Source organism: Mycobacterium sp. NGS40 (assembly GCF_059812735.1).
Map to the genome: position 1 here is coordinate 1 of NZ_JCALDG010000030.1, position 14692 is coordinate 14692.

At 65.1% G+C, this 14692-nt stretch carries 12 protein-coding genes; 4 read left to right on the forward strand and 8 right to left on the reverse strand.

Annotated elements, in window-relative coordinates; all coding sequences use genetic code 11:
* The 3 genes from mobF to AC5Y5O_RS28020 all read left to right on the forward strand — a co-directional run.
* Positions 1-2831 (forward strand): MobF family relaxase (gene mobF / locus AC5Y5O_RS28010; protein WP_500028334.1); only part of this gene is annotated, 2831 nt, incomplete at its 5' end.
* A 50-nt stretch (positions 2832-2881) separates the two neighbouring features.
* Positions 2882-3061: a hypothetical protein gene (locus AC5Y5O_RS28015; RefSeq protein ID WP_330981196.1), complete on the forward strand. Its 180-nt coding sequence runs from the start codon at positions 2882-2884 to the stop codon at positions 3059-3061.
* 108 nt (positions 3062-3169) lie between these two features.
* Complete coding sequence (locus AC5Y5O_RS28020) at positions 3170-4432, forward strand: RNA polymerase sigma factor (RefSeq protein ID WP_342930786.1); 1263 nt, start codon at positions 3170-3172, stop codon at positions 4430-4432.
* Between the two features lie 83 nt (positions 4433-4515).
* Here AC5Y5O_RS28020 and AC5Y5O_RS28025 read toward each other — a convergent pair whose 3' ends face one another.
* The 8 genes from AC5Y5O_RS28025 to AC5Y5O_RS28060 all read right to left on the reverse strand — a co-directional run bounded on the left by AC5Y5O_RS28025 (position 4516) and on the right by AC5Y5O_RS28060 (position 14101).
* Entirely contained in the window at positions 4516-6291 is a 1776-nt protein-coding gene (locus tag AC5Y5O_RS28025) for an AAA family ATPase (RefSeq protein ID WP_330981194.1), read from the reverse strand.
* 104 nt (positions 6292-6395) lie between these two features.
* The gene (locus AC5Y5O_RS28030) at positions 6396-8414 is read right to left on the reverse strand and encodes a hypothetical protein (RefSeq protein ID WP_330981193.1); all 2019 of its coding nucleotides are present in this window, start codon (positions 8412-8414) and stop codon (positions 6396-6398) included.
* Complete coding sequence (locus AC5Y5O_RS28035; protein ID WP_330981192.1) at positions 8408-11008, reverse strand: ATP-binding protein; 2601 nt, start codon at positions 11006-11008, stop codon at positions 8408-8410. The genes AC5Y5O_RS28030 and AC5Y5O_RS28035 overlap by 7 nt, the downstream gene beginning before the upstream one ends.
* On the reverse strand, positions 11005-11370 hold the full coding sequence (locus AC5Y5O_RS28040; RefSeq protein WP_330981191.1) for a hypothetical protein: 366 nt from the start codon (positions 11368-11370) through the stop codon (positions 11005-11007). Before AC5Y5O_RS28040 ends, AC5Y5O_RS28035 begins: the two co-directional genes overlap by 4 nt.
* Complete coding sequence (locus AC5Y5O_RS28045; RefSeq protein WP_330981190.1) at positions 11370-11663, reverse strand: hypothetical protein; 294 nt, start codon at positions 11661-11663, stop codon at positions 11370-11372. The genes AC5Y5O_RS28040 and AC5Y5O_RS28045 overlap by 1 nt, the downstream gene beginning before the upstream one ends.
* Before the next feature lie 18 nt (positions 11664-11681).
* Positions 11682-12629, reverse strand: coding sequence for a conjugal transfer protein (locus tag AC5Y5O_RS28050; protein ID WP_342930784.1), 948 nt, complete (start codon positions 12627-12629; stop codon positions 11682-11684).
* Positions 12630-12642: 13 nt separating this feature from the next.
* Positions 12643-13758, reverse strand: a complete 1116-nt coding sequence (locus tag AC5Y5O_RS28055; RefSeq protein WP_330981188.1) for a hypothetical protein — start codon at positions 13756-13758, stop codon at positions 12643-12645.
* Entirely contained in the window at positions 13751-14101 is a 351-nt protein-coding gene (locus tag AC5Y5O_RS28060) for a hypothetical protein (RefSeq protein ID WP_330981187.1), read from the reverse strand. Before AC5Y5O_RS28060 ends, AC5Y5O_RS28055 begins: the two co-directional genes overlap by 8 nt.
* A gap of 89 nt (positions 14102-14190) precedes the next feature.
* On the opposite strand from AC5Y5O_RS28060, the gene AC5Y5O_RS28065 reads away from it, so the two are divergent.
* Positions 14191-14688: a hypothetical protein gene (locus AC5Y5O_RS28065; protein WP_330981186.1), complete on the forward strand. Its 498-nt coding sequence runs from the start codon at positions 14191-14193 to the stop codon at positions 14686-14688.
* Positions 14689-14692 lie beyond the last annotated feature (4 nt).

Consider the following 14692-nt stretch of genomic DNA (forward strand, 5'->3'; position numbering starts at 1 on the left):
CGGCCAACGAGGCCAAACAGGCCGCGATGGACCGTCAAGCGGCCGGGGGTGGGCTCGGTGAGTACTACTCCGAAGGTGACACTCGGGTGCCGACCTGGGTGGTGGCCGGCGACGCGGTGAAGGTTGCTGAGCTGACCGGGCTCACCGGCGCAGCGCTCGCGAGCGGGTTTGCTGATGGGGATGTGGCCACCACCTGGCTCGACGAGGGAATCGCCCCCAACGGCGCCAGTGGGCGTGCCTTCACCAAAGAGTCGGTGCACGGTTTCGATCTGACGTTCGCCGCACCCAAAAGTGTGTCGCTGGTGCGGGCCCTGACCAGCGAGATCAACGAGAAAGTGATCGCCGAAGCGCACTCGCGGGCGGTCAAGGCCGCAATGGACTACCTGCACACTCACGCCGGCTACACCCGGGTGCACAACCCGGTGACCGGCAAAAAAGACCTGCAGTGCCTGCCAGGGTTGGTGGCGATCGCCTACCAACACGAAACGTCGCGGTGCGGGGACCCGCACATGCACACCCACGTCATCGTGCCCAACCGGCAAGCCCGCGGCGACGGCGTCCTGGTGTCGATCGACTCCAAATCGCTGCACCACGAAGCCAAAGCCGCCGGCGTCATCTACCAAGCGGTGCTGCGCCACGAACTGCACGCCGAGCGCGGCTTTGAGTGGCGCGACGTCGACGAGCGCTCCGGCATGGCCGACATCGCCGGCGTCACCAAGAAATGCCTCAAAGCGTGGTCGCGGCGCTCCACGCGGCTGCGCGAATGGGCGCGCAACAACCTCGTCGTCATCGACGGCGAGCCCAGCGCGCAACAGCTCGCTACCGCGCAAAAAGCCACGCGCCCCGCCAAACCCGAATCCCAGCCGTGGGCCGAACTCAAAGCCGAATGGCGCGCCGATACGCGCGGTCTCGAAATGGACCGCGCCGCGCACGCCGAAGCGCGCTGGGCGCGCCGCGCCGCTCCGCGCACCCTGACCGACCGCACACGGCTGGCGCGCATGGTGGGCGCGATCGACAAGAGCGCGTTCACCCGCGCCGACCTCGTGGAACTAGTCGGTGCGCTGCTGCCCGTCGACGTGCCCGAAGATCCGCGCACCACCATCGAAAAGATCGTCGACACCGTCGCCGTGCGGGTCAGCGCGCCACGCGAGGTGCACCACCGCGAAGGACACGAGCTGTACACGGTGGACGTGGTGATGGCCGAAGAGGAACGCATCTTCGCCATGGTCGACGACCAGGACCCGCGCACGCGCCTCGATGTGCGCCCCGCCGACCTCGGTGACCTCTCGCCTGACCAAGCGCGCGCCATCGCCAACATCGCGCACTCCCCCTACCTGGTGCAGCCCCTGCAGGCGCCGGCCGGCGCCGGCAAAACGCACTCGCTCAAAGCGCTGCGCGGCGCCGCGCACCGCGCCCACAAAGAAGTCCTCGTGCTCGCGCCCACCGGCAAAGCGGTCGACGAGGCGATGCGCGATGGCGCCGGGGACCGCGGCCTAACCGTGGCCAAAGCGCTCAAACTCATCGAAGACAATCAGCTCGATATCGACCGGCGCAGCGTGATCGTGGTCGACGAAGCCTCCATGCTCGGCACCCCCGAGCTCAAGAAACTGCTGGCGTGCGCGGTCGTCGGGCGCGCCAAAATGGTCCTCGTCGGCGACGCCTACCAACTCTCGCCGGTCAAAGCGCGCGGCGGCATGTTCGAGAACCTGTGCGACGAGCTGCCCTGGTCACAGCGCCTCGGCGAAGTGTGGCGAATGCGCGACCCCGCCGAACGTGACATGTCGCTGGCGCTGCGCTCCGCGCACGGCAACCGGCTACGCAAAGCGGTGGGCTGGTATCGCAACAACGGGCGCCTGCACTCCGGTGACCCGATCGCCATGGCCGATGACGCCACCAACGCCTACCTGCAAGCCCGCGCTGACGGGAAAGACGCCGCGATCATCTGCGACCGCTGGGAAATCGCCGACGCCATCAACCGCAAGCTGCACGGCGCGCTCACCGCGGCCGCCGCACACGCCGGTGACGTCGCCCCCGAGCAGGCCAAGGTTTTCACCGACACCGTGCGCGTCGCGCGCGACCAAGACGCGCGCGCCGGCGACATCATCATCAGCCGCAACAACGACGCCAGCCTGACCGTGGAACCCGGCGCCGACCAGCGGGCCGGCGAGCAGATCGACCAAGTCCGCAACGGCAACCGCTGGCACGTCGTCGGCGTCGACGCCCAGCGCGGTCGCATCGCCGCCGAACGGCTCACCGACGGTGCGCGGACCATCTTCGAAGGCGACTACCTCCGCGAACACATCACCTTGGGCTACGCCACCACCTTGCACGCCGCCCAAGGCATCACCGTCGGCAACTCCAACACCCCGGGAGCCTGCTTCACCGTGCTCAGCGACAACGCCTCACGCGCAATGGCCTACGTCGGCATGACCCGAGGAAAAGACGAAAACCACGCCTACATCTACCAACCCATCACCGGCGAAGCCGACCACGAACACAGCCGGGTCGCCTCCGGCGCGGAAATCCACACCCTGCGCCGCGGCAACAAATACGCCGCCGCGCACTTCTTCCGCATGATTCTGGCCAACGATGACCGGCCCCGCACCATGCACGCCGAAGCCGAACGCACCGACCGTGACCTACTCCCCCCAGTTGTCGGGGCACTACTCGACCGCCACGACCAAAGGCGCGCAGATCGCCGCGCCAGCTGGCATGCGCACAGCGCCCAAGCCCGCGCCCGCGAAGCCGCCTACGACCGGCTACGCCACGCCACCCAGCGCAGCAGCGAACGCGGCGAAGAACGCGACCGCGCCGACGGGCTCGAACTGTGACCACATCGCGGTGACGCGGACCGACCGGCCGACGCGATCGATCGCCCGCTGTGAGGTGGCCGATTCGGCGGTCGCGCCCCGCCCTGCGATCGGCGATCCGCGACTACGCCAACGCACTGGTCGCCGCTGGCCGGTGGGATCGATCCGACGACCTCAACATCCTGCCGACGGGCCACAAGCTTCGGGCCGGCGACCTCGTCGGCTACACCCGCGTAATCAAGCCCGGCTGATCCGAACACCACCGCCCTCACCGGCACGGTGATTTGGTTCGACGACATATCGCCCCCTCGTTGTGGGGACCGGGGAACGAAACTAGGCGAAACTGTCGTAACCAAGACATGACGACGACTTCGACGACGGACTCCTCAAGCACTATGCCCGACCCAGGCGGCAGCGACCTCCCACACGATCACGATGATGATCGCTACGACGTGCTGCTTCATCCCGACGACGAGATGGCCGGCCCGGACTGGTACCCGCGACTGGGCAACATGTCGGCGGCGTTCATGTTCCGCGCCGTGATCCGACCGGATACACCGATGCGGCCCGAGTACGTCACCATCCCGATGCGAGCAGCCAACAGTGACGCCAGGCTCACTAAGCAACTTGCCGTCTCGAAATGGAACATGCTTTGGGAAGCTGCCCAGTACCGCCGGCGGTTCTTCACCGAAGACGAGTGCCCACCGGAAATGCTGAAGATCATCGACCAAGGCGACGTCAACGTCGTGTTCGTCCCTCGCACTCGGACTCGTTACTTTGAGTACGCCCCACTGTTTCACCTCCTGCCACGCCGAACCTTGGAACGGTTTGGGTTGCCGCTCTGCCGAGGAGGTCAATGGCCGTTTATCTCTGATGTCTGGCGCCCGGACCGCTATCTCCCCGCCGACTTCGAGCGACGGTTGTCCCAAGCCTGGGCCGCCACGGTGTGGCGGCATCTCATGCCCGGCTCCCCTCTTGTCGGGTTCACCGGCAATGACCCCATCCGTCTGCTGGCCCACGACCTCGACTTCTGGATCCCGCCAGTGACCGAGGTGATGGAAGCCGAGTTGCGCACCTGGCCCGAGGTCGACAACGGCGTCGAGCCACAATTGGCCCCGCTCGACGACGGTTCGGTGCTGAGCACGGCGACCGCAGCGAACCCGCGTATGGGAGGCGACATCTGGACCGGTGAGGACGCCGCCGCGGAGTTCATCCGCGATACCGTCGAAGCCGCGGACAACACCGGGCGGTTGCGCGCCATCCTCGAGACTGTGCGTTGCCACCGAGTCGAAGACGACTTCTCCAACCACTGGACTTACGCCCGTGAGGACTTCGAACGCAAGCTGTACCGCAAGCGCTCTAAGGTTAAAGTCCGGTTCGTCGAACTCACCGACACCATCCCCGTCCAAGGTCCGGAGACCGAGATCGTCGACCGCCTCGTTCTCAGCGACTTTCTCGCTCTTCTCGATCCCCAACAGCGGGAAGTCGTCGTACTCCTGCGCAGCGGGACCACCAACCTCACCGAAATCGCCGACATCATGGGTTACCGCAACCACAGCCCGATCTCTAAGCGCCTGAGGGCAATTCGCGATACTGCTGCCCGCTACTTCGAAGCGGAATAAGTCGCTTGTCGCGTTCGCAGAAAATTCACCGAGAACGTCCTCCTGCAGCGGCGAGTGCGCGTGCCCCTTGGAGCTAACGGTGCCTATCCGGTGGCCGGGCGGGATTCAGCGAGCGCGCGCTGCATATCCTCGACGCTGACCTTTAGTGCAGAAGGGTCTGCCCGTACGAGCTGGTCGAGGTCTTGGGGGTTCGACGCCAGTCTGTGCAGGCGGCGGGCCCGTTCCCGCCGGCAGGCCACCGCCACTTTACGGGCGTAGCGGCCATTGCCGGCGACGTCGAGCATGGTGCCGCTCTCGTAGGGCACGGAACGCAGATGTGTTGCTTCCGCGCGCAGCATGTCCCAGGCGGGGTCCTCGACGACGAGGCGTTCCTTGCCCGCCAGGTGGCGCCCGATCGCCACGATCTCCTCGGGGGTGTAGCTGTTGAACGTGAGGGTGAAATGGAATCGTCCGGCCAGGCCCTTGTTGGCTTTGAGGAAGTCCTGCATCTCCTTGGGATATCCGGCGACGATCACCACCAGTTCGTCGCGGTAGTCCTCCATGTACTTCAGCAGGGTGTTGATCGCGTCAACGCCGAAGGAGTGGCCCTCGGTTTTGGGGACGAGCCGGTAGGCTTCGTCGATGAAAAGCACGCCGCCGCGCGCTTCTTCGCATACCTCTTTCATCTTGGCCGCGGTCTGTGAGACGTAGCCGATCACGATGTCTTCTTCGGTCACCTCTTTGACGTCGGGGCGGGCTATCTTGCCCAGTCCGAAGAGCACTTCACCGACCACCCGGGCGAACGTGGTCTTGGCGGTGCCGGGGGGGCCGAGAAAGACCATGTGGTTTTCGTTGCTCGTGGTGCCGCCGTCGCCCTGCTCGGCGAGCAGCTGGTCGATCTGAATCTCGGTGCGCCACACCGCTATTTGTTCCTTAGCGTCTTCGAGACCGATCAGTTCGTCGACGCGGGTCTGGGCGCGGTTGAGGACTTCTTGGCGCTCGCTCGCTAACGCGGCGGCCGCGCGGGCGTCACGGCTGGTTTCAGTTCGTGGGTCCCATTTGTCGGTTCTGGTGGCGATGGTGTCGGCGTCGGTGGTGACGATCCGAAAATCGGGCTGCTCGAGTGCCACGCGGGCTGGTGGGATCACGACGCCGTCGATAGTGGCGCTGCGGAACGCCTCGTTGGCCGCCTCGAATTCGCCTAGTTCACGCAGGCACCACCCTTTGGTGAGCGCCAAATCCGCTGCAATGTAGGCGTTTTGCGTCGTAACTTCGGCTATTAAGTCCCATGCTGACTGTGCTTGTCCCAGCGAGGCCAACGCCATGGCGCGTAGTGTTTGAGCGCCTGCCAGGACATCGTTGGGAACATAGGTGGCGTTGGCGGGTGGGCACACCTCGGTGGCCGCACATAGATCCGGCCAGCGCTGAGTGGCGTGATACACAGTGGCGGTGAGGAATTGGCGCCACAACGCCGTTTGGCTATCGTCGGCGAGGTCGCGGTCGTTGAGAACCGTCATCGCTTCATCGAACTCGCCCGCGCTAATCAGTACGCTGGCAAAGGCCAGAGCGATCGTGCCTCGTGACCACACTTGCAGCTGCAGATACAGCGGCGCGGACACCACGGCCTGCAGCGCGCCATCTTGTTGGCCAATGCGGCGGGTTTCGCGGTAGAGCGCCCGGGAGTTGAGGTACGCCCCGGCCAGGGCGTCGCGGCTGTGATCGCCGCAGGCCAGCCGGCCCAGCCACGCATCGGTCATCGCCGGGTTTTGGTCGGTGATCGCGGTGAACGCCTGCTGTGCTGACGCGGGGTCGCCAGAGCTGAAGCGGTTGATCGCCTCGTCGAAGGCGCGGCGCTGTTCGGTGGCTGAGGTCGTGGTCATCGGGGCCCCCGATCGGCCTCTTTCGTTGTGCTCACCGCTCCCCCTTCCACCCGTGTCATCGTAAACGCTCGGACGTACTGACCGTCTCCCCTTGCGTTGCTCCGTTAGTGGCCCGAGATCGGGGCGACCGAGGGCTCGTCTTCTGGTGGTGGCGGCCCGGCGGCATCCTCAGGTGGGGGCGCCGGCGGAAGCGGCACATCAGCGGAGGTGTGATCGGCATATGCCGACAGCGGTGGCGGGCTGTCCCATCCTGCGTCTGACGCGGCAGAGGAAGCCGTATTGATGGGCGCGACCTCCCCGGCAGCGCCCGGCTCTGCGGTGGCCGCCCCGTTGGCGTCGAGGACTGCATGCCCGGCGGCGTTCGCCTGGCCGGCGGCCCGGCCACGCGGTTCGCGTCGGGGGCGGCGGCGCGGATCTAACCCCGTGCCCGCCTTGGCGATCAGTTGGTCGATCTCCCCGCCGGCCGTGGCCGCAGCGACGATGGGATGGGCGCCGGCGGACGCCGCCGTCGGCGCTGACGTCGCGGCGCCGGCGGCTGACTGTGCGGAGTCTTCGCCGTCGCTCGGTGCGGCTGCGGGAACTGGGGAGAAGCCTTCTTGAGGCTGGCCCAGCACGTCTTGAGGGTTGCTGGCTGAATGCTCGTCGAGCTGCTCCCAGGGTGTTTTGCCCTTGCCGTGCAGACCTCGCATACCGCCCAACGCCGCCGACCCGGCCCCCCGCAACCCAGCGTGCATGGCCAGCCCCATTGCCACGTCGCCGGCACGGCCAAGCAGTCCGCGACCCGGGTGTTGTCCCTGCAGGTCGGCGCGGATATGGCGGAGCAGATACAGCGCCGCCATCGAACCGCCGCCCATGATCAGCACATGCGCGAACGGGTTGTTGCCGCCCAACTCGGCCGGCAAGGGGCGGGAGATGAGCCGCTCGATCGCTAGCCCCATCACGCTGACGAACGTGACGAACACCATCACTTCTATCGGATGCTTGAAAAATCGCCACACGGTGGCTTTGGCGTGTTCTTGCGCAGCCCCGGAAATGCCGCCGGCGAACACGCTGGGCAACAGCTTGGCGGTCGTGTACATCGCTTTAAGCGACACCTTGAACACCGAGGCGCCCGAGGAGATCATGAACCAGCCAAACAGGGTTGCTGTCATGACCAAGATGGCCCCGTTGAATGTGTTTGTGCCATCCAGGTTTTGGGCGTAGTGCACCGCGGCCAGATCACCGCAGCGGCCCATCGCTTTGATTGGCCCGTCAGAAATGCCTTGCTGTAGCGCGGCGGTGTACTGTGCTGCGCACCCGGGCCTTGTGTCGACGACATGGCCAAAGTTGAAGACTTCCAGTGGCTCTCGCCCGACGTGGGTGATGAGGCTTGATGTGAGGGTGTCGACTTGACCGGTGAAACCGCCGCTGCCGATCGCGCCGTTGTGGGTGACCGCTTCGGCGGTGCTAAATCCCATGCTGCGCCCGAACGCCAGCATCCCATTGGGGCCGTACATCATTCCCGCCGGGTCGGAGAACACGGTGATGGCTAAGGCCGGCATCATGATCGCCAGCAGGATCATCGTCCAGCCGCGGCCGGCTTCTCCTCGACGTATTGCCAGCACGCCGAGGAACACCCCCAGCGGCACGGTGATGGCGACCAAGCCCCACCGGGTGGTGACGGTGATGACCGCAGCGGTGATTGCTTTGGCGATTTCGCCGAACACGGTCAGCCAGTACGTCGAAATGGTCAGTTTCATCACCCACAGCGACAAGGCGATGATGCCGATGAAAGCCCCCGCTTCGGCGGTCAAGATGTTGGAGGCCGCCAAACCTGTCGACACCACTTCCAGGGCGTGCACCATCCACGGCCCCCATGACGAGGGGTCCCATGCCTGCGCGTCGGGCCCGCCCTGGGTGAGCTGATCGGGAACGCTGGCCACCGACAGGTAGAAGTCGCCGATGGGGACGCCGTAGTTATCGTGCAGGCCAGTCCAATTCAGCACCGCGGCATTGGTCGATGCACTCGCTCCCGGAGCCAGTGTGACCGCGATGGTCGCCAGCACCTGCAGGAGTGCATACACCTTGAGTGGCCGCGCCACCCGCGGATGCAGCTGCAGCCAGCAATGTGCTCGCGCTAGCACGCGCTGATCCTTTGGCGTTGTCGCTTGCGTTGTGGGTTGGTGTCATAGAGCTCGGCAAGCTCGCGGGTCGGTGCGCCGAACAACTTGACCTTGCCCCACCCGCCGAATTCGTCGAGAAACCACGCCTCGCCTTCGCGGCCGGGAATGACTTTGCCGTGGCGGCTGTCGATCGTGTCGTCGCCGTGGTTGGGCATCGCCGCGGGGCTGGTGTTGGTGACGTAGTCGCTGCGCAGCTGCGGGTGGCGATCCAGGTCGCGGTTGCACCACAGCAGTGTGTCCTCGGCGATGGCAGTTTCTTTGAAGCCCAAGCAGAGTCGTTGCTCAATGTATTCGTCTTCCAGTACTCCGAAGTCGTTTCTGGGTGACTGGCTGATCCCCATGAACAGCGTCCATGCTTTACGGCCTTGGCGGATCACGTTGTTCGCGCAGCGCTGCCCTCCGGGAGAATGTGTCCACGCCGCGCATTCTTCGACGACCAGGATGTCGGGTTGGGTGTCGCGGGAAAAGAACAGCGATTCCGCGAGGTTGGCGGCCATTCCGTAAAGGGCTTGGGCGGCACGCTGACTCGGGGTGGTTAGGTGGTGTAGGTGTGCCTGGTATTCCTCGGTGACAGTGGGCAATTTGAGGCCGCCGAAGTTCCAGATGACAAGCTGCTTGGACAAGTCCGGCAGCGGCAGGGTGTCGTCGAACATCGGCGCCAGCAGCCGCTCGGCCCGTAGGCCTTCCAACGCGATGAGTAAGTCGTCATCGATGCTGACCCGGTCTGGTCTGCTGCGGTCGGCTAGAAACCCGATCAACTGGTTGAGGCACCCGATGCCGTTGGCGTTTCGTGAGGCCGGGGCGAGCAGCCCCTTAAGCCGTGAAGCCTGAGGACTCACTGGCGGAAATCCTATTTGCGGCAGCAAATGGTCTACGGTGCGCTCTGCGGCATACTCAAACGGAAAAATGCGCAGCCCGTCCAGGCTGAATTGGGGGTTTTTGGGGTCGATGATGACCTTTTTGTTGGCGTCGAATGTGGATAATGCGGTTTGGTGTTCGCGCGCCTCGGTGGGGTCGATGAGATGTACACCGGCACCTAATTCCAGCCATGACCGGACGAGGTTCTTGGCGCACTGCGACTTTCCGCGCCCCGGGGATCCGCCGATGACTAGGTTGCCCGGATTGTCGCGCCCGGGGGCGCCGATGAGGTCGTTGAGGACGATCTCGCGCAGACCGGGGCTGGTGATGGTCTCCCCCAGCGGGACCCCGACGTTGTTGCCGAGGCTGGTGGCCAGCAGTGGCACGAGTTTCGCGAATGCGTTGGTGGTGGAAGGGTTTCGAATCTCATGCAGGCCTGCGGTGGTTTCGGTTCCCGGATTCAGGGCGCGCCACAATGTGGGTTGGCTGCCGCGTCGGCGTTTGAGCTCGAGTCGTTGGGTGCGATAGCGGCGGATCACTTCTGAGATCGCGGTGTCGGCGGCGGCGGCGTCTGCGGCGGCGGCGATCACCACGACCGCTGCGTTGACGCCTCGTTCGGCGCTGCCCTGTTTGAGTGCAGAGGCCAGCTGCCTACCGGAGACGAGTTTGCGTAGTAGCTCGTCGTCGCTGTCGGCGTGGCGGCCACGTTGGCGCGCTTGGTCTTTGATGTTGGTGATGACATTGTGTGCGGTTGCCACGGCCACCTCAGCGGTGTCGAACGTGAAATGAATCGTCCAGTCCAACGTGATGGCCGGTCCGGTCACATCATCGAGCACCTTGAAGATGGTTGAGCGCGGCCAGCGCAGGCCGGCGTCGGGCCATTTTTCCAGTCCCACGATGGCTTGATACGAGTCGGCCACACCGTCGTCCTCGTGTCGATACGTACGCAGGAATATGTCAGCCTCGGTGCGCGCGGCCCGCCATCGCCGTTGACGGAGCGCGGCAGCGGACAGGTCTTTCCAGACCGGTGTGAACGCGGATCCCGGTAGTCGGGCATCAGGGTTATAGGGTTGATTGGGGATGGGCTTCTGCCAGGTGTGGCGGCTGGCGGTGTAGTTCCAATGCCACCAGATCTGTTCGACGCTCACCGGTTTCGCGAACAGCGCCGGGGGCAGCTTGGCGATCATCGTGGCGGCCAGCTGGCGGTAGTGCGCCAGGGCGGCCGCGCTATCTTTGTCGCGGCCGATGATCGAGTCGAGGCGGCGTTGCCATCCTCCTGCCGTGGTCGACCCGGATAGGCCGTAATCCAACGGAAGGCTCAGCCAGTAGATGCGCCGCCGCGAGTTGCGGGCGTGGAGGGCTGGGGCCCAGCGCTGGCAGTGCTGCACCCAGGCTTCGGCATGTTCGGGCATGGCGGTGGCGTCAATGACGTTGTCTGGGTGCAGATCAGGGTGGGCATAGATCATGCGCCGGGTGATGTTGCGGGTTGCCACCGGCGCTGTCAGGCCGCTCAGTAGCGAGCCTGATGGCAGGGTCCGGAGCAGCTCGGCGTGCATGTCGGCGACCAAGTCCTGCGACTCTTTGGGCAAAAAGATAAACGGCAACCCCGATACCAGGTACTCGGCGTAGACCCCGCTGTGGGTGAAGCGCAGGTTGCCGACAGCCTCAATGGGGGCTTCGCTGGGTGTGACAGTCATTGCCGCGGACCGTGTTTCGGCGATCCCGGCTCGTGCGAACACATGACGTGCGGGTGTAGGTCGGCCAGCCAGAACTGCAGTCGAGTACGCAGTGAGGGCCGGCTAGCGGGTAGTTTGGACAGCGCCCAGATCGCGGCGGCGGTCAGCGCCGCGCCAACGGCACCAATGATCAAGGCGTTGCCGCTTTGAAGGTTCAGAGTCATCAGCGAGGCTGTGGCGACAAAGCCCACCAGCAGTGCTGTGGTGTCAGGAAGTCGCCATTTCTCTTTGAACGGCAGGCGGAATCCGTCTCCGGAGTCGCCGAGGTAGATCGGCAGATCGCGCTGGTCCGACCAAACCTTGGCCGGGGTTTCGTCGGCCATTACTGCCCGTACGGGTTGGGTACGTTGACGTGGTTGGTGACACCGTGGCTTTGGAACTCGTGGGTGAACAGTGCTGCGATACCCGCCGACAAGAAGATGGTCACCGATAAACCGATCACCAGGAATTGGTGGGTCATGCCGGCGCCGGCGCCTTCTTTGCCCGCTTTGCCCAACGTGGCGACGGTGCCCACCACGAGCGCGGCCGCGGCGAGCAGCCCTTCGAGCATGTAGGCCAGCGAGGTTCCGGAAGTGAAGAGCCCTGCGGCCAGAAGTTGTGCATGTGTCGCGTTCACGATGATCTCCTTGTCTAGTTAATTGTGTGTTGAGGTGGCCGGCACAGGGTTGCTGTTATTACTGAGCTGCGGTATTGAGTCTATGCTCGTGACCATCCATGTTCCGCCGTTATTTTCGACAGTCAGCGGAAATGTAAAATTGAGTGCGGCAAATTGTGAAGTTTGCGCGACGACGCGCGCTCGGACGTGAACGCGGGTCCCCGGGGCCGGCGCGTCAGGGACTTCGGTGGCGGTGTCGGCGTTCTTGATCACGGCGCTTTGATAGCCGCCGATCGGTTTGATCCACGAGTCGGCCACAACGTAGCGGTCCAGGCCGCTCGTGGCCGTCAGGTACGTGTTGATGAAGCCGCTCACCACGGGATAGACCGGGCTGCTGGGGCTCAACGGGTGGTCGTAGCCCTGTTTCACATCGGCGCCCGGGCCGGGGTTACTCATCGGCACCGGCCAGTCCATTGCGCGCGGTTGGTAGTGCCAAACCGCCACGGGCACACCATAAAACGCGCTCGCTGCTTCCGCCGACGCGTAGGAGCGTTGCTGCACGACCACGACAACCCCATACAGATCGACGTCGCCGACCGAGCCGTTGGGCACCACCGACCACACTTTGGGGGTGTTGATCACCGCTGGCGGCGGCGGAGCCGACTGCGCCGCCGCGAACGCTCTGTCGGACTCGGAAAGCGTGATGAAGCGTTGCAGCGTCGACTGTTTGGAGCTCGGCGTGGTTAACACCGCGGCAACGAAATCAGCGGCGAACTGACCCGCGGCGGCGCGCTGATTGCCGGCACGGTTGGCGATTGCGGCGACGTCGCTGCTATCAGGATGAGATGCACTGAAAAAGACCTTCAGCGAGGCGGCGAACCCGAACACCGCAAAGAGCGTCACGACCGCGATCGCGGCCTGACGAAGAAGACCGCGGCCGCGGCCGATGCGCGACTGCCAGGTCCTCGACATCGTGATGGTGCTCATGAAAGCTGGTCCTTTAGTTAGGCGAGTGGCCGAAGAACTGCAGTTGGCTCATCGCGAAGGTGGCATCGACTGGGGTGCCGGCCGTGGCGCCGCTGGCGGGATCGGCCGGCGGTGGCGACGCCGGGTCAGAACCCGGTGCACCCAGCAGGGAATCCATCAGCCCGTTGGGCGGCTGCTCGCCCGCGCCGGCGCTCGGCGCAGCCGCCGGCGAGCTTGGCAGCGGATTCGCCGGCGGACGATCGGTGTGCAGAATAATCACATCAACACGGGAGACCAGGACTCGTCTGGGCAAGGTCACCGAGACCGGGCCGTGGACGCTGTGTGTGTCGACTGGCAGTGGATCCGTGACGAGTTCATTGCCGTTGAAAAAGTTGAACTGCACGTTGGTCACGACGCGGTGCTGCATCCATTCCTCTTTGCCGCCTTGGGTTTTGGCCACCCAGCCCGGAGTCACCGACAGCGAATTGAGCATGTAGCTGCATGCCGAGTTCGGGCGCGACGGGTCGCACATGAACTGCACGTGCAGCACTTGGCCGTCGAGGCGGCTTTCCTGTGGTCCGCGGCCACACACCCACGCCGAGTCGGTTGCGGTGTCGGTCAGCGCCAGCGTTGAGCGTGCGGCGAGCTGGTCGCCCGCACCTCCGTCTGGGGTGCAACTGGTGCTCCAGGGGGTATACGGCACGGCCTGATCCTGTTGTGGCACGGCGGCACTGGTCGTCGGAGCGGCGGCGACCGCGGCGATGGTGGCGTGGTGCTGTGGCGGTGACACTGGGTCCGGGCCGCCGCCGAATCCGGCGAATGCCACCACGATCAGCACCGCCACCACCGCAGCACCGCAGCCCAGCCAGACGGCCGTTCGTTTTGCCCCGCGATTGACGTCGGGATCGGTGTGCTCGCCCACTTCGGCGGGCTCGTCGAGTTCGTGCGGCAGCGCGGTAGCGGCCTCGGCGGCTGATGCAGGGTTGGTGCCGTCGTGCTGGTCGACCGCGTCGTCCTCGACTCCAGTAGGCCCCTCGCTGTTGGCGCAGTCGGCTTGGGGCTCAACCTGATCGGTGACGGTCAGGACCGGCCCGTCATCTAAGAGCTGCGCGAGCATCCAGTCTTGGGTCGACGTTGTCCCCTCAGCCACCGCGCCTGTCCTCCATGATCACGTCACCGTCGATGACCGGGTGGCGCTGAGGTTGTCCCTGACTGTCCACCCACACGGGGACGAGCACCCAGCCCGCGGGACGGGCTTGTATCGGCTGCGGTGCGGGCGCCGGCCGGGGCACGGCGACACTCCTTGCCGGAAGCAGGGTGGCTGGCGGTGTAGCGGCTTTGCGGGCGTGGCGATCATGCAGCCGCACGGCCACGACAACGCCGAGTGCGACGATGAGTAGCGGCCAGGTCCGGGCTAACACCTCGAAGAGGGCCAGCGCGGTGGCCATCGTGGCCAGAAAACCCATGCAGAGGAACGCGATCAGTATTCTCATGAAACGACCCTAGTTATCGGATGTGACAGAAATCCGGGTCCGGAATCTGGTAGCGGATATGGGGCATTTCGTGCGGTAGGGTGCGGGATATGACCGCCCCAGCCGACGGGATCGACCGGCTCATCCACTTCGTCGAGGCCCGTCTCGCGCAGCTGAACATGTCTAAGCAGGAAGTGGCGGATCGCGGCGGCCCCGGTGTCGATACCCTCGTCAAGGCCCGCCGCCGCAAAGCCCAAAACACCCCGGCTGTCGGCACTTTGCTGCGCCTGGACGCCACCCTCGGGTGGCAACCCGGCTCTGCGGCGGTCGTGCTGCTCGGCGGCCATCCCATGAGCCTCACTCCCCGCCGTAACCGGGCCGGCCTTCGCGAAAAGAAGCACCCACTTCGGCCTGTCAGTGAAGACGAGATCACAGAACGGCTCACGGCTCAGCTCCGCGACGAACTCGACCGGCTCGAAGAGGACCATGCCGCTGTCGAGCGGCGCATCGACCTTATTCGGCGCGTCCTCATCGAACTGAACCCCGATGAGCAGTTGGGCGCCTGGCACGGCTCGACCACTTCGATCGCCGACGCCAACTCTGCGTGAATCG

Excerpts from the sequence above, each read along its gene's own strand:
- AC5Y5O_RS28065 (WP_330981186.1), top strand. The coding sequence starts at position 14,191 with ATGACCGCCCCAGCCGACGGGATCGACCGGCTCATCCACTTCGTCGAG.
- AC5Y5O_RS28050 (WP_342930784.1), bottom strand. The coding sequence starts at position 12,629 with ATGAGCACCATCACGATGTCGAGGACCTGGCAGTCGCGCATCGGCCGC.
- AC5Y5O_RS28060 (WP_330981187.1), bottom strand. The coding sequence starts at position 14,101 with ATGAGAATACTGATCGCGTTCCTCTGCATGGGTTTTCTGGCCACGATG.
- AC5Y5O_RS28040 (WP_330981191.1), bottom strand. The coding sequence starts at position 11,370 with ATGGCCGACGAAACCCCGGCCAAGGTTTGGTCGGACCAGCGCGATCTG.
- AC5Y5O_RS28025 (WP_330981194.1), bottom strand. The coding sequence starts at position 6,291 with ATGACCACGACCTCAGCCACCGAACAGCGCCGCGCCTTCGACGAGGCG.
- AC5Y5O_RS28035 (WP_330981192.1), bottom strand. The coding sequence starts at position 11,008 with ATGACTGTCACACCCAGCGAAGCCCCCATTGAGGCTGTCGGCAACCTG.
- AC5Y5O_RS28020 (WP_342930786.1), top strand. The coding sequence starts at position 3,170 with ATGACGACGACTTCGACGACGGACTCCTCAAGCACTATGCCCGACCCA.